Origin of the sequence: Nocardia salmonicida (assembly GCF_036142455.1) — a bacterium.
Taxonomy (GTDB): Bacteria; Actinomycetota; Actinomycetes; order Mycobacteriales; family Mycobacteriaceae; genus Nocardia; species Nocardia salmonicida.
Map to the genome: position 1 here is coordinate 6245744 of NZ_CP108014.1, position 20131 is coordinate 6265874.

The window sequence follows — 20131 nt, forward strand, 5'->3', positions numbered from 1 at the left end:
CTGGCTCAGCGTCGGCCGCGTTCGCGGTACTGCTTGCGGTGCTGTTTGCTGATATCGCGCCAGACTCGCTCGCGTTCGGCGGCCAGGCGCTTGTCCGTGCGGGCCGCCATCCACTCGTTCTCTCTGGCGAGTTTGCGATAGCTGGTCAACCTGCGTTCGGTGATGGTGCCATCGGCCAGTCCGGCCTGGACCGCGCAGCCGGGTTCGGTCTCGTGGGCGCAGTCGGCGAAACGGCAATCGGCGGCGAGGGATTCGATGTCGCTGAAGGTCTTGCCGATGCCTTCGGCGGCGTCGTAGAGGCCGATGCCACGCAGGCCGGGAGTGTCGATGAGTGTGCCGCCGCCGGGCAGCGGTCGCAGCTCACGGTGCACTGTGGTGTGGCGGCCTTTGCCGTCCACCGCGCGAACCGCGTTGGTGGCGAACACTTCCGCGCCTAGCAGTGCGTTGGCGAGGGTGGATTTGCCCGCACCGGACGGCCCGATCAAGGCAACGGTGCCGCTGAGGACAGCCGTGAGCACATCGAGACCGACCGCGACGGCGGCAGAGACCGCCACCACGGTCGCGCCGGGCGCGACCGCACGCACCTCGTCGAGCGGAAGATAGTCCGCCGCATCGGCTTTGGTGAGCACGACGACCGGCTGGGCATTGCTCTCCCAGGCCAGCGCCAGCATCCGTTCGATCCGCCCCAGGTCGACATCACCGTCGGCGGCAGAACAGATCAGCACGGTATCCACATTGGTGGCGAGCACCTGCGCCACCGAGCGCCCCGACACCGACGATCGCATGATCGCCGAGCGCCGTGGGAGCAGTTGTCGCACAGTGCCTTCGGCATCGAGTCCGACCCAATCGCCGGTGCACAGTCCGGTGATGTCACGCGGGCAGGAAGCGCGCGCCTGGCCGTGCGGGGTGACCACATCGCATTCGCTGCGGTCCATCCGAACGATGCGGGCAGGCGCGAGATCGCCGAGCAGCGGCAGATATTCAGAAGCTACGGTTTCGGTCCAGCCGTAAGGGACGAGCAGGTCGTAGTCGACCATTGTAAGAAATCCTTCGTCGGGTGCCGAACCCGAACGAGGGGTTCAGCGAGCAGAGGTGATGTCCGGAGCAACCTGGGCAGGCGCACAATCGCGCCGCCCGGCCACGGCAATCCACACGTGTGTACTCACGGACATCCACCTCCTCTCCAACGTTCGATTTCCTCACTCTGCCCCAACGCTCTGGGGCAGAGCAACCTATTTTTTCGCCCTGGTGAGGTCGACTGTGCGACAGTCGATCAGGGAACGAAGACCTCGGTTGTCTGGGGAAGGTTGGGCTTGTCGGTGCGGACGGTGACCTGGACCCGACCGGGGCCGGTGTTCGCGATCACGTCCTGGACCGGGTAGGTGCTGGTCTTGTCGGCCGGGACGAAGCGGGTCACCGAGCCGGTGGCGCCGTTGTCCAGGTTCTTCCAGTCGACGACGACGTTCACATCACAGGCCAGCAAGGTGGGTGCCCAGTTACCGAGCGGGGAGAATCCCTGCGAGAGGGTCAGCGCGATGCTGTGGGTGGCGCCGGGGGCCACGCTGGGGGAATTGAGCGGTCCGTCGAACGCGGTGCCCGCCACGTTCAGGATGCCGACGCAGACGCCGTTGCCCAGGGTCGCCACCGGTGCGGTCCGAAGTTGGTTCATCACGCAGGAGCGTGGGCCGACATTGGACCAGCCGAGCTGGCAGGTGTCGTCCGCTTGGGCGGTGCCGGGTGCGGCGAGACAGAGCGCGGCGCCGGCGAGCACGGTCGCCGCGGCGGAGGCAAAACTCTTTGCGAAGGTCACGTTTCGCATAGTAGGACCGAACCACCGATTGTTGCCAGAGCGAACTACCCCCTAGTTTCAGGGGCTAGTCGGGTTTACCGAAGTGCTCGTTGCGGCCCAGAGAGCGCAGCCGGAACCATTCCTTGAGCCCGGCCGGGTCGCGGCGGGTCACCAGGAAGAACCAGGAGAAGCGGATCCACTCCTGCGGCAGCAGCTTGCGCATACCGGGCTGCGACATCAGGTAACCGCGATTGCGGTAGGTGAAGTAGCGCTTCACCGGGTCGTCCGGGTACTGGGTGTGCATCCGCCCGCCCAGGATCGGCTTGAACTCCTCGGCACCGTTGGGATGCAGGTAGGCGGTTTGCAGACAGGTGCCGAACGGCAGCCCGGAGCGAACGAGGCGGCGATGTACCTCCACCTCGTCGCCACGCACGAACAGGCGCAGGTCGGGCACACCGATCAGATCCACGGCTTTCGCCGAGATCAGCGCGCCGTTGAACAGCGACGCGATGCCGGGCAGGAAGTCCTCGTCACCGAGCTCCGAACGCAGCCGCCGCCACACCACGCCACGGCGCAGCGGGAACGCGAGACGATCCGGTTCGTCGATATCGCAGACCACCGGCGACACCTCGACCAGGTTGTGCCTGCGCGCGCAGTCGATCAGTTTCGCGAGCACTTCGGGGCCGTCGGGGCGGCCGTCGTCGTCGGCCAGCCACACCCAGTCCGCACCCTGGGTGAGCGCGTGCAGCATGCCGAGCGCGAAACCGCCCGCGCCGCCGAGGTTGTGGCGTGAGCCCAGGTAGGTGGCCTCGATCGGCTGCTGCGCGACCAGCTCGGCCACCGCGTCCTCGTTGGCATTGTCGACAACGATCAGATGGTCGACCGGACGTGACTGCGAGGCGAGCACTTTCAGCGATTCGGCGAGCAGCTCGCGGCGCTTGTGCGTGACGACCACCGCGATGATCCGCGCGGTCGGGCCGGTGTCGGTCGTGATGTCGGCGGGTTCCGCGCCGACCGGCAGCTCCGCGTCGTCGGCCAGTACAACGGGTTGCGCGGGCTCGGGATCATCGGGCAGCACAGCGGCGGGTTCGACGGGTGCCGGAGTCGCCTCTAGTCGGTCGGTCATGCTGAACCCACCCGGCACGGCAGCCGGGGCAGCCTCGTCACGTTGACCGCTCATACCTGATTCTGCTCCAGCTTCTTCTCGCCCGCCGCGCCGCCGGCGCTCTCGGTCTCCAGTTCGCGCAGCACCTGTGCCACGTGATTACCCGCCTCGGGCCCTTCATACGCTCGCACAACGTCCTCGATCCCGCCCTGTTCGCGGATCTGACCGTGGTCGATCCACATCGCGGTATCGCAGAGTTGGGCGAGGAATTCGTTGGAGTGGCTGGCGAACACGAGGATGCCCGAACGCGCGACCAGCGACTGCAGCCGCGTGCGCGCCTTCTTCATGAATTCCGCGTCGACCGCGCCGATGCCCTCGTCGAGCAGCAGGATCTCGGGATCGATCGAGGTGACCACACCCATCGCCAGCCGCACCCGCATACCGGTGGAGTAGGTGCGCAGCGGCATCGACAGATATTCGCCCAGCTCGGTGAAGTCGGCGATCTCGTCGATCTTGGCCATCATCTGCTTGCGTGTCTGGCCGAGGAACAGGCCGCGGATGATGATGTTCTCGTAGCCGGAGATCTCCGGGTCCATGCCGACGCCGAGGTCGAACACCGGGGCCACCCGGCCGCGGATGCGCGCACTGCCGCGCGAGGGTTCGTAGATGCCCGACAGCAGGCGCAGCAGCGTCGACTTGCCCGCGCCGTTGTGGCCGACCAGGCCCACCCGGTCGCCTTCTTTGAGCGAGAGGTTGATGTCGCGCAGCGCCTCGACCACCACCACATCGGAGCTGTTGCGCCCGATCGCGCCGCCCGCCTTGCCGAGGAACGCCTTCTTCAGCGACCGCGACTTGGCGTCGAAGATCGGGAACTCGACCCACGCCTCATGGGTTTCGATACTCACACGGCTCATCGAGAACTGCTCCTAAACCCAGTACGGGACGCGGGCACGGTACTGCTTGAGCGCCAGGACCGCGACGGCCCAGCCGACGACGGTGAACGCGCAGACGATCGCCCAGTGATGCCACTCCGACGGTTCGCCGAGCAGGGGAGCGCGCACGATCTCCAGGTAGTGATAGGTGGGGATGATCTCGAGGAGCTTGGCGCGTTCGCCCGCGCCGCCGACCGAGTTCTCCAGCGCCTTCGTCGACCACATCACCGGGGTCAGCACGAACAGCATCAGCGTCATCGAGCCGAGGATCGGGGCGATATCGCGGTAGCGGGTGGAGAAGATGCCGAAGACGATCGTCACCCACATGGCGTTGAGGAACAGCAGCAGGATCGCGGGGATCACCAGTAGGAACGACCAGTCCAGATCGCGCCAGATCGAGAACGCCACCACCAGGACCGCGTAGATCGCCGCATTGTGGATGAAGAACAGGAACTGCCGCCACACCAGGCGATACACGTGCACGCTCAAGGCCGACGGCAACTGCTTGATCAAGCCTTCGTTGGCGATGAAAACGTCGGAACCCTCGAGGATTGCCCCGTTGATCACGTTCCAGACGATCAAGCCCACCGTCACATACGGCAGGTACTCACTGATCGGCTGATCCAGCAGCGTCGAATACAGCAGACCCATCGCCAGCGCCTGCAGCCCGGTCGCGATGGTGATCCAGAACGGACCGAGCACCGACCGGCGATACCGCTGCTTGATGTCCTGCCAGCCCAGCGAGAGCCATAGCTCCCGCTGATGGAAGCCCTCCCGCATGTCTTTGAACGCACGCCCGAAGGTCTGCGAATCCGACACCATCGGCGTCTTCACCAGCAGCGGCGCGTCAGCGGTGTGCTCGGCAGCGGCGGCTTCGGCCAGCTCTGCCTCGGTGGGGGTGTCTTGGGGATGCACGGGGCTCTCTTCGGTACGCACGTCACTGCGATCGGAGACCGAATCAGGACGAGCGGCAGCGGCGGGCACGGTCCCCGACCTTACAGTGTTGTTTTCCGGCTGGCGCCGGGTGTTCGCGGCCCCGGGGGGCTTAAAGGGACTCGGCGGGTCTACAGGTACTGGCCGCCGCCCACATGGCCGCCTGCCTTGGCGTCGGCCGCGTGCATTCCCGGCGGCAGCGCACCCTGGCGCATCTGCTCGAGCTGGGCGCGGGCGGCCATCTGCTGGGCGAACAACGCGGTCTGGATGCCGTGGAACAGGCCCTCCAACCAGCCGACGAGCTGAGCCTGGGCGATGCGCAGTTCCGCGTCCGACGGCACCGAGTCGTCGGTGAAGGGGAGAGTGAGGCGTTCGAGTTCCTCGCGGAGTTCCGGGGCGAGACCCTGTTCGAGTTCGCGGACCGAGGACTTGTGGATCTCCTTGAGGCGCGAGCGGCTGGCGTCGTCGAGCGGTGCGGCGCGAACCTCTTCGAGAAGCTGCTTGATCATCGTGCCGATGCGCATCACCTTGGCGGGCTGCTCGACCATGTCGGTCAGCGACTCGGCCGACTCGCTCGCGGCCTTCTCGTCGTCGGGCACGACCTGCGCGGTGAACGCGGACGCGTTGTCGGCGTCGGCGGGCACGGTCAGTGGACGGCCGTCGGGACCGATCACGACGATGGATTCGGGGACATCCTCCGAGTGCGTCATATCCCCATCATTGCGCGTGCGCCGGCTTCGCGCTAAAACCCCTACGCGGTTACACCGGGAGGCCCCCTGCCCTTAAAGTGGCCACCATGACTTATGACGTCGCGAGGGTTCGGGGCCTGATACCGTCCCTGGGCGACGGCTGGATCCATCTGGACCCGCAGGCGGGAATGCTGGTTCCCGATTCGGTATCTCGCGCCGTCTCAACGGGTTTCCGTACCTCCTCGTTTTCCCATATCGGCCGCCACGGTGCGGCATCGCGCAGCGGCGCGATCCTCGACGCCGCCAGGGAAGCGGTCGCCGATCTGGTCGGCGGAGATCCGGCCGGCGTCGTGCTCGGCCCTGATCGTGCGGTACTGCTGGCCTGGTTGGCCGAATCACTGAGCTCACGCCTAGGCCTCGGTACCGGCATCGTGCTCTCCCGCTTGGACGACGAGGCCAACGTCGCCCCGTGGCTGCGCATCGCCAACCGGTACGGCGCGCATGTGCGCTGGGCCGAGGTGGAGATCGAAACCTGTGAGATGCCGTCGTGGCAGTTCGAGGAGCTGATCGGACCCACCGCGCGCCTGGTCGCGCTCACCGCCGCATCGCCGATCGTGGGTTCGGCGCCCGGCGTCCGGGTGGCGGCGGATCGGGTGCACGACGTGGGCGGACTGCTGGTGGCCGACGCGTTCGGCGCCGCACCCTACGCGCTGATCGACATCGACGACCTCAACGCCGACGTCGTCGCGCTGAGCGCCCCGTCGTGGGGCGGGCCGCAGGTGGGCGCGCTGGTTTTCCGCGACCCCGCGTTCCTCGACCGCATCCCCTCGATGTCGCTCAACCCCTATGCCAAGGGTGCTGAACGCCTCGAGGTCGGCGGACATCAATACGCCCTGCTGGCCGGGCTCACCGAATCGATCGACTTCCTCGCCGGACTCGACGAACGTGCCACCGGCACCCGCCGCGAACGCCTCGAGATGTCGATCACCTCGCTGCAGGACTATCACGACCAGCTCTTCGACCACCTCATGCAGGTACTGGAGAAGATCGACAACCTCACCGTGATCGGCCGCGCCTCCACCCGCATCCCGACGGTCAGTTTCACGATGGCCGGGATGCAGGCGGAGAAGGTGGCGGCCAAGCTGGCCGATGCCAGGATCGGCACGGTCAGCGGGGTACACGGCGGGAGTCGACTGCTCGACGCGCTCGGCGTGAACGATGAGGGCGGTGCGGTGACGATCGGTCTGGCGCCCTATACGACCCGCCACGAGATCGACCAGCTCGGTCGCGCCCTCAGCGCCCTCGAATAACCCGCGCGTCCGTGCGCTCGGCGTGGCTCTCAGTCACCGACGCGCAGGATCACCTTGCCGAAGGTCTGTGAGTCGTCGAGCATCTCGTGCGCGCGGGCGGCCTCGGTGACCGGCAGTTCGGTGGAGATCACCGGAACGATCTCGCCTGCCACGACCTGCGGCCACAACTGGGCGCGGACCGCCGCGATGATCTCGGCCTTGCTGCCCGGACCCACTCGTGGGCGGCTGCGCACATTGGTCGCGTGCACCGAGCCCCACTTACGCAGCAGCGTCGCGACATTCAGCTCGCCGGTGGTGCCGCCCTGCATGCCGATCACCACCAGCTGTCCGTGCGCGGCCAGCGCTTCCACATTGCGTTGCAGGTAGACAGCGCCCATGTTGTCGAGGATCACGTCGGCGCCGCCCTGTTCCGCGAGCACCGCGACGAAGTCCTCGCTCCGATAGTTGATCAAGATCTCCGCCCCCAGTTCGGCGCACTTGGCCAGCTTCTCGGCCGACCCGGCCGTCACCGCCACCCGCGCCCCGAGCCCTCGCATCACCTGGATCGCGTGTGTCCCGATCCCGCCGCCGCCACCGTGAATCAACACCAGCTGCCCCGACCGCACACCCGCCGTCATCACCAGATTCGACCAGACCGTCGCCGCCACCTCCGGCAACCCCGCGGCCGCGATCGCGTCCATCCCCTCCGGAATCGGCAACAGCTGCGTCACCGGCACCGCCACCAACTGCGCGTACCCACCTCCCGCCAGCAACGCGCACACCCGATCCCCGACCTGCCAGTCCGCGACCCCCGCCCCCAACTTCACAATCGTCCCCGAACACTCCAGTCCGAGTATCGAACTGGCGTCGGCAGGCGGCGGATAGAACCCCTTCCGCTGCATCACATCCGCCCGATTGACCCCCGCTGCGGCAACTTCCACCAATACCTCACCGGGCCCCGGCTCCGGATCGACCGCCACGGTCCACTCCATGACTTCCGGCCCGCCGAACCCGTTCAGTTGAATCGCATACATAGGGTGCAATCCTGCCCCCGCCGACGTCACGGAACCAGAACCCACGCCGCCTCTGATCTGCCGATCAGCTACGATCCAGGGCAGGGAGACGTGGCAGAGCGGCCGAATGCACTCGCCTTGAAAGCGAGCATGGGTAAAACCATCGGGGGTTCAAATCCCTCCGTCTCCGCCAAAGACCGCAGGTCAGCCAGCGGACTTGCGGCGCGACACGGTTTGTCGTACACCGACCGAGAGCTGCCGCCGATGCCGACGCCCGCCTGTCCCGCCGCGGTTCGCCCCGATGTCGAGACGCTGTGGCAGTACAACCAACTCGACCATGACATCCGACCGACCGACGTCGGCATCGGTCTCGGTAGCCATGATCCAGGCGTCGCCACCCACACCGCACAGCTCTATCAGGCCGGGATGTTCCCACTCATCGTGTTCACCGGCGCGAACGCCCCGACAACAGTCGAACGATTCCCACGTGGTGAAGCCGTGCACTACAGGGAACACGCCATCGAGCGAGGAGTGCCCTCCGAGGCAATCCTTCTCGAACAAAAAGCCGAGAACACCAGCGAGAACATCGATTTCACCCGCGCCCTGCTCGCGGATCACGGCCTGGCCGACTCGATCCGAACCGCAACCCTCATATCGAGGCCGTACCAGCAGCGACGTAGCTACGCCATATTTCGCAAACACTGGCCGGAGGTCGAGGTCATCTGCTCGTCCCTCCCGCTCGAACTCGACGATTACATCGCCGCTATCGGTGATGCCGATCGAGTCATAGACATGCTGGTCGGCGACACCCAGCGCATCTGGCTGTACCCCGAGCGCGGTTGGGCTATCGAGCAAGATGTCCCAGCAGCTGTCGAGAACGCCTACGAACGACTCGTCAACGCCGGGTACACATCTCGACTCCTTCCTACTTGACCTACTGGATCGTGGTCATCGGCATCTCCCGAAACCGTTGTCCTGCAGCCTTTACGACGGTACGGCGAGCCGGGTCATCCCACGCCGCGTAGGCGCAATCGCGGCACTCTTCGAGGTGGCGGAAAAAGTGATCAGGTGGGTGACAGATGTAGTGGTCGGTCCCATCGCCCGAGGCCGGATCGCATCCGCTGAGCGTTCGGTAGATAATCGAACGTATGTGCGAATCGGTCCGGCTCTATCTGCGCAATGGGCGCTGGACGGAACCGGCTCCCCGCTACTGTCCGAACGGTCACCGGCTCGGCCCCGGCCAGGTACTCATCGGCGCGGTGCCCTGTATTCGGATCGGTGGTCACCATCGAACGCACACGTGCCGGGCCTGCCTCGCGACGACCTACACCCCGCCACTGCACGCCGACTGTGATCACTACTCGTAGAGATGGCCACTGCCGCAGGTGTCACGCAGCGGTGACAAAAGGCCCCGGACACGACGAAACCCTCACGGACGAATTTCAGCAGACGTCGAGACCGTCACCATCGGACTTACAAGCGAGCGCCACGATCTCCTCCGCGCGGATGCTCACCCACTCCAACAAGCCATGGAGCTTGTCGGCTACCTCGTGACCCATCGGTGTCAGCGCGTAGGAAACCCGTGGCGGCACAGTGGGTTCGACTGTGCGCTCGGTCAGGCCGTATTCGGTGAAGGTGCGCAGGTTCTGCGACAGCATCTTTTCGCTGATGCCACCTATTCGGTCGCGCAGGACGTGGTATCGCATCGGGCCGTCGCGGAGCGCCGCCAGGATCAGGACGCCCCAGCGGCTGGTGACCTTGTCGAGGATGGTGCGGGCCGGGCAATCCTTGTCGAATACGTCACGTCGTCCGACGGGTGTCTGCTCGCTGTCCGGGACTCCTACCGTCATGTCATGAGCTTACTTGTGGGTATGTCCTATCCAGAAGTAAGTGCCCTTCGTACGGTTGGCCCATGGCGGATATCAGCAAGGTTCTGGTGATCGGGGCGACCGGTCATGTCGGCGGCCAGGTGGCGGCCCAGCTCGTCGCGGGCGGGACACCGGTGCGGGCGTTGGCTCGCGATCCGCGGGCGGCGTCGCTGTCCCCGGATATCGAGGTGGTGCAAGGGGATCTGACCGCTCCCGACACTCTGGACGGCGCACTCGATGGCATCGACGCGGTCTACCTGACCTGGCCGATGTTGTCGGCGGAGATCGCGGAGCAGGTGGTCGCCCGCATCGCCGCACACGCGCGCCGCATCGTCCTGCTCTCCTCCGGCGCGGTCCGCGACAATCGGGAGCAGGACCATCCGATCGGCCGGGCACACGCCATTGTCGAGCAGCCGATCACCGAATCCACCCTGGAATGGACCTTCCTTCGCCCCGGCGGTTTCGCCACGAACACACTCGAATGGGCACCGCAGATCCGCGCAGGCAACGTAGTGCGCGGCGCGTACGGTTCCGCCTCGGTGGCCCTGGTGCACGAGGCGGATATCGCGGCGGTCGCCGTGCGTGCCCTGACCACCGACGGGCACGCCGGGGCGAAGTACATCTTGACCGGCCCGGCCCCGCTGAGCCGGATCGACCAGGTCGAAGCCATCGGCGCCGCACTCGGACGCACGCTGGTCTGGGAGGAGATCAGCCCCGAAGCGGCGGTGGCGCACATGGGTTGGCTCCCACCCGACATCGCCCGCGTAGTGCTGAGCGGGCTCGCCGGCTACGTCGACACACCGGGCACTGCGACCACCACGGTGCAGGATGTCACCGGATCGCAGGCCCGCGACTACCGCCGGTGGGCAGCCGACCACGTCGCTGATTTCCGCTGACTACCCTTCGTCCCACGCCTGGATCGAGGTCTGGTCGATGATGCGGCCATCACGCAGGTCGGCCATCGAATGCGACAGCACGCGGGTGCCGTCCGGGTAGCGGCACGATTCCACGAAGGCGATGTGGTCGCCATCGATCAGGACGCTGTCGAGGGAGTGGGTCATCTCCCTGGCGCACACGTCGTCGAACATCGCGCTGATCGCCGAGCGGCCGTGCATCACCCGGGGATGGCTGGGTTGGTCGCGGTGGTCGACCATGCGGATCTCGGCATCGTCGCTGTAGAGCGTCAGCAGTGTTGCGGCATCGCGGCTTTCGATTCCGCGGCGCAGTGCATCGGCATCGAATCCTGAGCTGGACGCGGTGCTCATCGGAGTCTCCCTCGCTCGTCGAAACGAGCCGGACCAGGGCGATTCGGCCCGTATGAGAACCCTACGCTCGCCCGCGACCGGGCGAAACCCGCTCGGACCTCCAGCCGCCCACCGGATGGTGGGCGGCTGGTTCGACTGATCGAACGGTGCGCTGTGGGGGCTAGGGCGCCTCGCGGCGCCGGTCGTCGACGCGCAGCTGCTCCTCCGAGCGCACCATCGAGTCGTCGGTGTGCCTGGCCTGCGCGGGGTCGCCGTGGGTCATCGGCATCTCGTCACCGGGGCGGATCTGCGGGCGACCGTAGGTATTCCACCCCGCGGCCCGTGGATCCACGTGATAGTGCTCGAACAGCTCTTGCTCGGACTCAGCGCTGATCCGGCCGCCGTCGTCGAGGTGCGGCGCGGACTTCACCTGCTCCTTGGCGACATGCAGCTTCAGGGTGTTGTCGTCGGCCTGATGCTCGGCGCCTGCCAGCGGTACCAGCGAGTCGTGGCTGAACAGTCCGGTCGAGACAGCGGCCCACGTCGGCGAGCCGGAGTTGTTGTCGAGGTAGATCTGCTTGACCTTGCCGATCTTGGCGCCGTGATCGTCATAGGCGGTGGCGCCGATCAGCGATTCCAGGGTTGCCTTGGTCATGATGATTCCCTCCTACCTGACGCGGAGGCCGAACGCGGACATGTGAGGTCCGTTCGTCGGTCCCGCTGGGTTGTTGGGCGATCAGTCGGTCCGCAGCGCCCGGCACGACCGGGCTCGGCTACGTCATAGCAAATACCCGGCCGCGCACGGGCCAAACAACCCGCCGTAGATCAATCTCGGCGGACGAAATTCGGTCGAATGTCCAGGTCAGGTGCGTCGTAGTATCGATGGAAGGTGGGCGTGAGTCCGGAGGAGATGGGCGGATTGACCCAACTCCAGTCGGTCGGGCACGCGCGCCCGGCGGCTTCCTCGCGCTGCACGTGATCGCAGAACTGCTTGGCCACGGTGTGGTGGTCGACCATGTGTACACCGGAGGATCGAAAACTGTGTAGCACAGCATGATTGAGCTCGATCAGGGCCTTGTCCCGCCACAGCGTCCGCACCGATGACGTGTCGAGACCCATCATGTCGGCGATCAGCGGCAGCATGTTGTAGCGATCGGCGTCGCTGAGGTTGCGTGCGCCGATCTCGGTGCCGACATACCAGCCGTTGAAGGGAGCGAAGGGGTAGCAAACCCCGCCCACGTCCAGATCCATGTTCGAAACAGCGGGCAGCGCATGCCACTTCAGGCCGAGCGCGGCGAACCACGGGTAGTCGGGATGGACCAGGTCGACCTCGCGGACCAGCTCGCGTGGAACGTCGAAATACTGCACGTCCTCGGTGGGCGTGCTGATCAGCACCGGCAGCACGTCGAACGGTGTGCGCTCGCCGCGCCAGCCCAGCTCCAGCGCCTGCTCGGTGGCCGCGATATTGGCCGGATCGCCGGTGACGGTGCCGTCGCCGTTCGGGTATCCGGCGTAGCGGATCAGCTGCGAACTCTCGATCCGGTATTCACCACGGCCGGGCACGGCCGCCGGGCCGACCGTGATCATCGACTGAATCGCGCCGCCATTGGTTGCCAGTCGCAAATGCTGCCAGCACACTTCGGAAAGTTCCCGCGCAGAAGTAACCAGACGGGCATCGAGTAGTTTCAGCGATCGCCAATGTTTGCGTCCCACGCAGCGAGCGTGGTTGCGCCACGCCAATTTCGCGCCGATCAGAATCTCTTCGGCGGTCTGTGTGTAGGTGCCGGTATCACGCAATTCGGCGAGCGCGCCGAGGCGACGCTGGGTGGGCAGATGCCCGAGTTCGGGGTAGCGGAAGAACTCGTCGCAGTCGCGTAAACGGCGATCCAGCTCGATCGGCGGCGGCGCGGTAACCGCGACCTCTGCTGCCAATATGGCTGTAGGGGTTGGGTTTTCGCAGACTGCGGGGCGAGAGCTCTGGTTCACGGTACATCTCCGGTCGGGCAGCAGGGTGCGGGGCCGTGCGGGCGTACCCTCCGTCGCGGGAAGATTGCCCGCCGAGAACACATTCACTCGACCGGTGGCGCGCGTCGACCAGGTAATCGGTCGGTCGTCGCCGCATGCATATTCATCCTGTTCGAACACCGAAATCAGTTTCGAGCCAGCCTACGACCGGTGTGCTGGCAGTGTGCTCCAATTCGCGGTAATCCCACCGCAAACCAGCGTCAAGGGATGCTGACCCTGTCCCGAACTAACGGAATCGGGCCGCCGTTTCGGGTGCGGTGGCGAAGTCGAGGAACTGCTCGTTCTCATGCGGATCGCCGACCGTCACCCGCACGCCGTCGCCGGCGAACGGCCGAACCAGCACTCCCGCAAGGGCACTCGCCTCGGCGAACTCGATACTGCGCTCGCCCAGGGGCAACCACACGAAATTGGCCTCGCTCGGCGGCACTTCGTAGCCCGCGGCCAGCAACGCGTCACGGAGCCGATGCCGTTGTGCCACCAGCACATCCGTGCGATCGAGCAACTCTCCCCGCGCCTGCAACGAGGCGATCGCGGCGACCTGCGCGATCCGGTTCACGCTGAACGGGATATGCACCTTCAGCAGCGCGGCGATCACCTCGGGATCGCCCACCGCGTAGCCGACGCGCAGCCCGGCCAGACCATAGGCCTTCGAGAAAGTGCGCAGTACAACGACATTCGGCCTGGCGCGACCGATCTCGACGCCGTCGGGGCGAGTCTGCGGGGTCAGCCGCAGGTACTCGTAGTAGGCCTCGTCCAACACGACGAGAACGTGCGGGGGCACTCGATCGAGGAACCGTTCCAGCTCTGCACGCCCGTGGGCGGTGCCGGTCGGGTTGTTCGGGTTGCAGACGAAGATCAGCTTGGTGCGCTCGGTGACCGCGTCGGCCATCGCGTCCAGATCGTGCAGATAGCCAGGGGCGAGCGGCACCTGCACCGCGGTCGCGTTGCCCACCTGCGTGACGATCGGATACGCCTCGAACGAGCGCCACGCGAACACCACCTCGTCGGTGGGTGCGTCGCAGGTGATCTGCACGAGTTCCTGGCACAGCGCCACGCTGCCGCAGCCGACCGCGACATGGGCGACGGTGACGTCGAGGAACTCGGCCAGCGCCGCCCGCAGCTCACTGACCTGATTGTCCGGGTAGCGGTTGGCCTGCTCGGCGGACTCCGCGATCGCCTTCGTAGCGCTCGGCAACGGACCGAACGTGGTCTCGTTGGACGCGAGCTTCACCGCATCGGGGTGGTTACGCCCGGGAACGTAGGCCGGGATGGTGGCGAGGTCGGGACGGATGTGCGCGGTCACGCCTCCACCCTACGATGATCGGTCGCCAGGACATGCGGCGCGGCCTTCTAGGCCTACCCAAGTCCAGTTCTGCCGCCTACGCTGGGTTTATGCCGGGCACTTACGACGATGTCGCCCCCTTGCGGCCGGTTGATGTCGACACGGACACCGTCGCGAGACGCACTGCCGTGCCGATCACGGTGGTCGAGCCCGAACGGGTGGCCCGCGGCGGCATCGTTGTCCTGCACGAATCCCGTGAATTCTCATCCCAGCTGCTCGACCTGATGCGTGCGTTGTCCGCCGAGGGCTGGATCGTCGTCGCGCCGCATCTGTTCGACCGCATCGCCGACCCGCTGGCACAGGAGGTCTTCGGCGAGGAACTCTTCGACGACTTCGACGCGGGCTTCGACTGGCTCACCGGTCGCGGCGTCTTCCCCGACACCATCGGCGTCCTCGGCTTCGACAGTGCGGGCACCGCTGCCTTCCTCGTCGCCGCCACCCGCCCGATCGGCGCTGCGGTGAGCGTGTCCGCCCCCGGCATCACCGAACCGCTCCCCGATCAGAACGCCGCCCTGGTCGATGTCGCCGCCGACCTCCAAGCTCCCTGGCTCGGCCTCTTCGGCGCCGACGATCCGGCCACCCCGCCCGAGGCGGTCGACCGCCTGCGCGAGGCCACGGCGAAGGCGGATGTGGCCAGTCTCACTATCAGTTATCCCGGCCTGAGTCACCGCGCCGATCGCCCCGATCCCGAGGACGAGGCGGCCGCCGCCATCCGCATCGATTCCCAGACCCGTATCTACGACTGGTTCGACAGCAATTTACGCTGATTGACCAGGCGTTTTGGACTACTACGACTGCTCGTGTAATCTTCATTCCCGGCGGTTCGACAAGGACCGGTGCCCTCGAAAGAGAAGGCTCCAGGAGGCGTGCCAGAGCGGCCGAATGGGACTCACTGCTAATGAGTTGTCCCTTCACGGGGACCGGAGGTTCAAATCCTCTCGCCTCCGCCACGCCCAGTTCGCTGGGTAACAACTGAAGATGCACGACCATGCGCCCGTAGCTCAACGGATAGAGCACTTGACTACGGATCAAGAGGTTAGGGGTTCGAATCCCTTCGGGCGCACAAAGAACCGCCCCTCACCAGGACTTCCTGGTGAGGGGCGGTTCTACGTTTCGGGGAAACTCCCCAGATCCACTACTTTCCCCCTACGGACGATCCACTACTTTCCTCGGCGAGCCTGGTCACCACGTCTTGTTGACCAATTCACCGCCCGGCGTAATTGCGTTGTTTCCGCTGCTCGAGAAATCGATGGAACAGGTCGCATCAGAACTCGAAGTCACCGGCTCGGCCGGGCATGCACTGGATTTCGAGCATGTCCTAGAACGAGCGATCGCGGGATGGAGCCCCCACTGGGCTGAGCTCGCGGTTGCCTGGCTCGAGGCCGGATTCCCTCGGAATCCTTGAGAACGCGACGCCACACGCTGTATTCGGCAATTAGAGGACGTTCGATGTCGGACAGCTCGCATGGGACCAACCTCCCGAAGTTGTCACGCAGGTGCCGCAACTCGTGCATACGACCCCGGACACGACGAAACCCCACGGAAGCATTTTCAGCACTTCGCGTAGGGGTACGGACGTCAGTAGACTCCCGGCGGACGGTCGCCAGTCGACGTGAAAGCGAGCATGGGTAGACCATCGGGGGTTCGAACCCCTCCGTCTCCGCAAACGCCGGGCTCGAGGCCCGATGCTCAGCTCGAGGGGAAATCTCATGACCGGTGTCGTACCCGGGCCCGCCGTTCCGGCGCAGCAACAGTTCCGTGCGGTGCCGGGGGAGACCGGCATCGTCGTCCACACGTGGAAGCTGCCGATCGCCTTCGGTATCGGCACGAAGGTCGCGGTCAACGGCTATCCGATCCCGAACACCAAGTGGGGTGCCAACTTCGTTCCCGGACCGCCCGGTGTGCACACGGTGGCAGTCGACGCCACGCAGTGGGGGACGGCCTACGGTGGCAACTTCGCCCAGGTTCAGGTCTTTCCCGGGCACACCACCGAGGTGCACTACACCGCGCCGGCGCAGATCTTCATGAAGGGCGCGCTGGCCGCCGAGCGTCAGCCCGCGCCCGGTGCGGTGCTCAGCTACGTCGCCATGGTGTTCGTCGTCATCATGATCGCGGCGTACGTTGCGCTGATCGTCATGTGAGCAAGCCGCCCACCGGGCACACCGACTTTTTTTGCGGGGCTGGTCGCTCCGGGACTCTGTTGAGGCGGAGGTGCTTTCGCCGAAGCGGGCTACTTCCAGGCCGGCAGCGGCGGTAGGGGGCCGGTGAGGTTGTTGCCCGAGGTGCGGCCGACGAGCCACCCCAGGAGAGCCCAGGCGGGGCCCAGGACGGTGTGGTGGGGGCGGCCGGGGCCTACGGTGGCGATGAAATCCGTGTCGGTGGACTGGATGTCGAAGGTGGGGGTGGCTTCGGGGAGGAGTTTGGCGGAGAGGTCGGTGATGGTTTCGGGGAGCAGTCGGGCGACGAAGGGGGCGGGCCAGTCGGCGGGGGTGTAGCCGATGTCGAGGTCCACGTGGTGGATTTCGGTCTCGCGCAAGCGCATCCAGGGGATCTGGTCGGCGGTGAGGGTGCCGCCCTGGCGATTGCGGACCTCGGCCTGCCAGTCGGCGGCGGGCATGGTGGTGGCGACAGCCTGCCAGCGGTGCGCGGTGGCGGTGAAGTCCGCGTGCTGCACGGTCAGCGGGCGGGGTGCGCCCGCCTCGATGTCGGCATCGCGGACGGCGACGTTCGGATACTGCGGCAGCTCTATGCCGGTGCGGGCCCACAGCAGCAGGTTCAGCAGGCTGTCGGCATTGCGGGACAGGTGGGCGAGCACGTGACCGCGGGTCCACCCCGGTAACAGGGAAGGTTCGGCCAGGGCCGCATCGGTGAGCGTGCCGATCGCGGTGTCGATACGCGCGGTGGAGTCGGCGAGCTGATCGAGCAGGTCGGTGGGAGTAGCCGTTTCGCTGGTCACAGATTCGAGAGTAGTGGTCAGGTCTCCGGCGCACAGGCGATAACGACGGCATCGAAACTTGCCCTGTGGATAACTCTGAGCCTGTGGATAACCAGGCGTTTTCCGCTGTCGGCGCCGGAGAGCCGGAGTTGGCCCGTGTGACGATTCAGTCAGCGATGATCGCGTCCGCCTCGATCTCGATCAGCAGTCCGGGCGCGATCAACGCGGTGACCTCGTACATGGAGGCCGCGGGGCGGATCGTGCCGAACACCTCGGCATGCGCGGCCGCGACCTCGGGCCAGCGGGCGATATCGGTGACGAACATGCGCGTGCGCACCACATCGCGCACACTCGCCCCGGCCTGCTCGAGTGCTGCGGCGATACGGGCCAAGACCTCACGGGTCTGCGCGCCGATGTCGTCGCCGCCGACCGCGCCACCACCGGCAACGGCCGCCGTGGTGCCGCTGACGACGACCTGGTTGCCGACCCGTACCGCCCGCGAATACCCGACGACATCTTCGAAATCGGAGGCTGAGGAAATGTTCACCCGAGTTGTGGTCATGATCGCCAGAATGGTCCACCGAGGGGTGGAGGACAATTCATTTGCCGGTCGTCTACTGGTCGGCTCGCGACGGTATGCATGCCAGGTGAACGCACGTCCAGGTCTACGCCTCCTTCCTCTCACCGCCGCTCTGTGCGCTGCCGCCGTTGTGGCGGGCTGCTCGGCGCCGGATCCCGACGCCGGTTTCACCGCTGGCAAGGACCAGCCGCTGGTGATCTCGCTCGATGACCTGGTGGCCCAGGCCGGTACCAGCGCGGTGCTCGGGGTCAGCCTCGAGCCCGAGCACGGCAACATCACCCGTCGGGCCGACGGCGCCTACGTCTACACACCGAGCGCCGGCTACATCGGTCTCGACCAGTTCACGGTCACCACCACCGACGCGGTTCGCCTCTACACCACCGACATTCCGGTGCTCGGCGAACTCGGCGGCACTACGGTGCAGGGCAGTGGATTCGGGTCGGCCTGGACTCCCGTGCCGGGTAGCGCCGACGAGTTCTACGGACTCACCGACCGCGGCCCGAACGTCGACGGTCCGGCCAAGAATGAAAAGCTCTCGCCGACACCGAATTTCGTGCCCAAGATCGGCCGGTTCAAGCTGGTCGACAACAAGGCCGTGCTGCAGTCGAGCATCGAGCTGCGCAGCAAGTCGGGTGCACCGTTCAACGGCCAGGTGGACATCTCGGCCACCACCGGCGAGACCATCAAGGACCTCCAGGGCAATGTCCTGCCGCCCACCGATCACGGTATCGACCCCGAAGGCCTGGTGGCACTGGCCGACGGCACATTCTGGATCTCCGACGAATACGGGCCGTTCCTGGTGCATTTCGATGCCAAGGGCACCGAGCTCGAGCGGCTCGCCCCGGGCAACGGCCTGCCGAAGGAGATCGCCCTTCGCACACCCAATCAGGGCATGGAGGGGCTGACCATCACTCCCGACGGCAACACCCTGGTAGGGATGGTGCAGAGCGCGCTCAACACCCCCGGGCTGAGCGGTTCGGCCAAGGAGGTGCCGTTCGCGCGCATCGTGACGGTGGACCTCAAGACCAAGGCGCAGAAGGAATTCCTCTACCCGCTGGAAAACCCGAAGCAGTCCAAGGTCGCGGTCTCGGAGATCACCGCTCTGAGCGCCACCACCTTCCTGGTCGACGAGCGCGACGGCAACCTCGCACCCGAGTCGAACAAGAAGATCTGGACCATCGACATCGCGGGTGCCACCGATGTCGGCCCGCAGGCCGCGGTGCCCGGCGCGACCTACGACGCAGAGAAGGGCGGACTGCTGATCGACGGCAAGCCGCTGGAAACGCTGATCGGCGTCACCCCGACCGCTGATGCCGTCGCCGCGCTCACCAAGGCTGGCGTCATCCCCGTCGCGAAGAAGAGCAACCTGGATCTCTCCGCGTTGGTCGCCGCGCTCGACGAGAAGGGCCGGTTCTTCGGTCACGACAAGATCGAGGGCATCGCCACCCTCGACGGTGGCAAGACCATCTACATCGCCAACGACAGCGACTTCGGTCTTGCCGCTAGCCAGGGGGAACAGCCCCCGTTCGGCCTGAAGCCCAAGACATTGCCCAATGGCATGCAGGACACCGGCGAGGTGCTCGCGGTCGACACCACCAAGCTGCCCGCGAAGATCGGCGGTTACACGGTGAAGATCACCGTCAAGTAGTCCACTCGCGGGCTTCGACGAGGACCGCGGTGGCCAGGGCGAGCAGCCACAGCGACATGGTGCCGACCTGGATTCGCTGGGCGATGCCGAGTGCGTAGGAGCCGGACAGGTTGTCGGCGACCATCATCCAGATCGTCGCCGCCGACCCGAGAATCAGCACGGCGAGGCCGAACTCACGCAAGATCCGCCACCGGTGGTAGCGATAGGCGGCGGCGCTGAACGCGAACGCCGCCACCGCGATCGAGGTGACGGCCAGGGTGCTCGTCAGCGCGTGTGGTTGGTGCAGTTGCGGGAACAGGCCGCTGTCGCCGCCACACGTGCTGTCACCCGGGTCGCAGTCGTGCAGCGGGAGCAGTGCGTCGGCGATGGTGGACGCACCGAAGCAGAGCAGGGCTGTCCAGCCGATCGTGGTCAACCGGCGGCGCCGGAAAACGAGCAGTCCACCCAGCGCCGCCGGGATCAGCAACAGGCCGACCACTTTGTCGGCGGTGCCGAACACCTCGCGGTACGGCTTGCCCTCGGCATCGAGTTCGCTGAGGAAGTTGTTGACCGGGTCGGTATCGATCGGCAGCACGAATTCCAGCAGCCAGGACGAATAGCACAGGCCTGCGATCGCGATCGCGAGGGCGATCAGCAACGAGTAGCCACGGGTGTGCCGTGCGGATTCGGTCACACCGACCATTGTGCGTGTCCTGCCCACGCCGCCCCGATCAGGCACGTCTAGAACGCGGACGTGGTT

General features: G+C 66.1%; 21 protein-coding genes and 4 tRNA genes. 10 read left to right on the forward strand and 15 right to left on the reverse strand.

Annotated features, from left to right (window positions below; all coding sequences use genetic code 11):
- Positions 1-5 precede the first annotated feature (5 nt).
- The 6 genes from rsgA to OHS03_RS29210 form a co-directional block, all read right to left on the reverse strand.
- A complete protein-coding gene (rsgA, locus tag OHS03_RS29185; protein WP_328658490.1) occupies positions 6-1037 on the reverse strand; it encodes a ribosome small subunit-dependent GTPase A in 1032 nt (343 codons plus the stop codon).
- A 236-nt stretch (positions 1038-1273) separates the two neighbouring features.
- A complete protein-coding gene (locus tag OHS03_RS29190) occupies positions 1274-1810 on the reverse strand; it encodes a hypothetical protein (protein ID WP_245661570.1) in 537 nt (178 codons plus the stop codon).
- Between the two features lie 64 nt (positions 1811-1874).
- A complete protein-coding gene (gene glfT1, locus OHS03_RS29195; protein WP_328658492.1) occupies positions 1875-2969 on the reverse strand; it encodes a galactofuranosyltransferase GlfT1 in 1095 nt (364 codons plus the stop codon).
- Positions 2966-3808 (reverse strand): galactan export ABC transporter ATP-binding subunit Wzt/RfbE, encoded by an 843-nt coding sequence (gene wzt / locus OHS03_RS29200; protein ID WP_328658494.1) that lies wholly within the window; start codon positions 3806-3808, stop codon positions 2966-2968. Before wzt ends, glfT1 begins: the two co-directional genes overlap by 4 nt.
- A 12-nt stretch (positions 3809-3820) precedes the next feature.
- A complete protein-coding gene (gene wzm, locus OHS03_RS29205) occupies positions 3821-4708 on the reverse strand; it encodes a galactan export ABC transporter permease subunit Wzm/RfbD (RefSeq protein WP_435831195.1) in 888 nt (295 codons plus the stop codon).
- A gap of 182 nt (positions 4709-4890) precedes the next feature.
- Positions 4891-5469 (reverse strand): bacterial proteasome activator family protein, encoded by a 579-nt coding sequence (locus OHS03_RS29210; RefSeq protein WP_328658496.1) that lies wholly within the window; start codon positions 5467-5469, stop codon positions 4891-4893.
- An 86-nt stretch (positions 5470-5555) separates the two neighbouring features.
- Between OHS03_RS29210 and OHS03_RS29215 the strand changes: the two genes are divergently transcribed.
- Positions 5556-6758, forward strand: a complete 1203-nt coding sequence (locus OHS03_RS29215; RefSeq protein ID WP_063055272.1) for a cysteine desulfurase-like protein — start codon at positions 5556-5558, stop codon at positions 6756-6758.
- A gap of 29 nt (positions 6759-6787) precedes the next feature.
- Here OHS03_RS29215 and OHS03_RS29220 read toward each other — a convergent pair whose 3' ends face one another.
- Positions 6788-7771, reverse strand: a complete 984-nt coding sequence (locus OHS03_RS29220) for an NAD(P)H-quinone oxidoreductase (protein ID WP_328658497.1) — start codon at positions 7769-7771, stop codon at positions 6788-6790.
- Positions 7772-7855: 84 nt separating this feature from the next.
- Here OHS03_RS29220 and OHS03_RS29225 point away from each other — a divergent pair.
- Together OHS03_RS29225 and OHS03_RS29230 are read left to right on the forward strand one after the other, a co-directional pair.
- Positions 7856-7943: transfer RNA gene (locus OHS03_RS29225), tRNA-Ser, on the forward strand.
- Positions 7901-8683: a YdcF family protein gene (locus tag OHS03_RS29230; RefSeq protein WP_328658499.1), complete on the forward strand. Its 783-nt coding sequence runs from the start codon at positions 7901-7903 to the stop codon at positions 8681-8683. Before OHS03_RS29225 ends, OHS03_RS29230 begins: the two co-directional genes overlap by 43 nt.
- A 509-nt stretch (positions 8684-9192) precedes the next feature.
- On the opposite strand, the gene OHS03_RS29235 is transcribed toward OHS03_RS29230, so the two are convergent.
- A complete protein-coding gene (locus OHS03_RS29235) occupies positions 9193-9600 on the reverse strand; it encodes a winged helix-turn-helix transcriptional regulator (protein ID WP_328658501.1) in 408 nt (135 codons plus the stop codon).
- Between the two features lie 62 nt (positions 9601-9662).
- Between OHS03_RS29235 and OHS03_RS29240 the strand changes: the two genes are divergently transcribed.
- Complete coding sequence (locus OHS03_RS29240) at positions 9663-10514, forward strand: NAD(P)H-binding protein (RefSeq protein WP_328658503.1); 852 nt, start codon at positions 9663-9665, stop codon at positions 10512-10514.
- On the opposite strand, the gene OHS03_RS29245 is transcribed toward OHS03_RS29240, so the two are convergent.
- The 4 genes from OHS03_RS29245 to hisC all read right to left on the reverse strand — a co-directional run bounded on the left by OHS03_RS29245 (position 10515) and on the right by hisC (position 14190).
- A complete protein-coding gene (locus OHS03_RS29245; RefSeq protein ID WP_328658504.1) occupies positions 10515-10883 on the reverse strand; it encodes a nuclear transport factor 2 family protein in 369 nt (122 codons plus the stop codon).
- A gap of 160 nt (positions 10884-11043) precedes the next feature.
- Positions 11044-11517: a PRC-barrel domain-containing protein gene (locus tag OHS03_RS29250; RefSeq protein ID WP_328658506.1), complete on the reverse strand. Its 474-nt coding sequence runs from the start codon at positions 11515-11517 to the stop codon at positions 11044-11046.
- Between the two features lie 170 nt (positions 11518-11687).
- Positions 11688-12794 (reverse strand): nitric oxide synthase oxygenase, encoded by a 1107-nt coding sequence (locus OHS03_RS29255; protein WP_328658508.1) that lies wholly within the window; start codon positions 12792-12794, stop codon positions 11688-11690.
- Between the two features lie 319 nt (positions 12795-13113).
- Positions 13114-14190: a histidinol-phosphate transaminase gene (gene hisC, locus OHS03_RS29260; RefSeq protein WP_328658510.1), complete on the reverse strand. Its 1077-nt coding sequence runs from the start codon at positions 14188-14190 to the stop codon at positions 13114-13116.
- An 89-nt stretch (positions 14191-14279) separates the two neighbouring features.
- Between hisC and OHS03_RS29265 the strand changes: the two genes are divergently transcribed.
- From OHS03_RS29265 to OHS03_RS29285, 5 genes are all read left to right on the forward strand, one after another.
- Positions 14280-14996: a dienelactone hydrolase family protein gene (locus tag OHS03_RS29265; RefSeq protein WP_328658513.1), complete on the forward strand. Its 717-nt coding sequence runs from the start codon at positions 14280-14282 to the stop codon at positions 14994-14996.
- Between the two features lie 93 nt (positions 14997-15089).
- Positions 15090-15179: transfer RNA gene (locus OHS03_RS29270), tRNA-Ser, on the forward strand.
- Positions 15180-15219: 40 nt separating this feature from the next.
- A tRNA-Arg gene (locus OHS03_RS29275) sits at positions 15220-15292 on the forward strand.
- A gap of 504 nt (positions 15293-15796) precedes the next feature.
- Positions 15797-15892: transfer RNA gene (locus tag OHS03_RS29280), tRNA-OTHER, on the forward strand.
- 46 nt (positions 15893-15938) lie between these two features.
- Positions 15939-16370 (forward strand): hypothetical protein, encoded by a 432-nt coding sequence (locus tag OHS03_RS29285; protein WP_328658515.1) that lies wholly within the window; start codon positions 15939-15941, stop codon positions 16368-16370.
- Between the two features lie 89 nt (positions 16371-16459).
- Here the strand turns inward: OHS03_RS29285 and OHS03_RS29290 are convergent, their stop codons facing one another.
- Positions 16460-17185 carry a maleylpyruvate isomerase family mycothiol-dependent enzyme gene (locus OHS03_RS29290; RefSeq protein WP_328658517.1) on the reverse strand — a complete coding sequence of 242 codons (726 nt, stop codon included), beginning with the start codon at positions 17183-17185 and terminating at the stop codon, positions 16460-16462.
- Between the two features lie 145 nt (positions 17186-17330).
- Positions 17331-17726, reverse strand: a complete 396-nt coding sequence (locus tag OHS03_RS29295; RefSeq protein WP_063055264.1) for a Rid family hydrolase — start codon at positions 17724-17726, stop codon at positions 17331-17333.
- A gap of 85 nt (positions 17727-17811) precedes the next feature.
- Between OHS03_RS29295 and OHS03_RS29300 the strand changes: the two genes are divergently transcribed.
- A complete protein-coding gene (locus OHS03_RS29300; protein WP_328658519.1) occupies positions 17812-19392 on the forward strand; it encodes an esterase-like activity of phytase family protein in 1581 nt (526 codons plus the stop codon).
- Here the strand turns inward: OHS03_RS29300 and OHS03_RS29305 are convergent.
- Complete coding sequence (locus OHS03_RS29305; protein ID WP_328658521.1) at positions 19385-20065, reverse strand: DUF998 domain-containing protein; 681 nt, start codon at positions 20063-20065, stop codon at positions 19385-19387. The two genes, OHS03_RS29300 and OHS03_RS29305, sit on opposite strands and share 8 nt — an antisense overlap.
- Between the last annotated feature and the right edge of the window lie 66 nt (positions 20066-20131).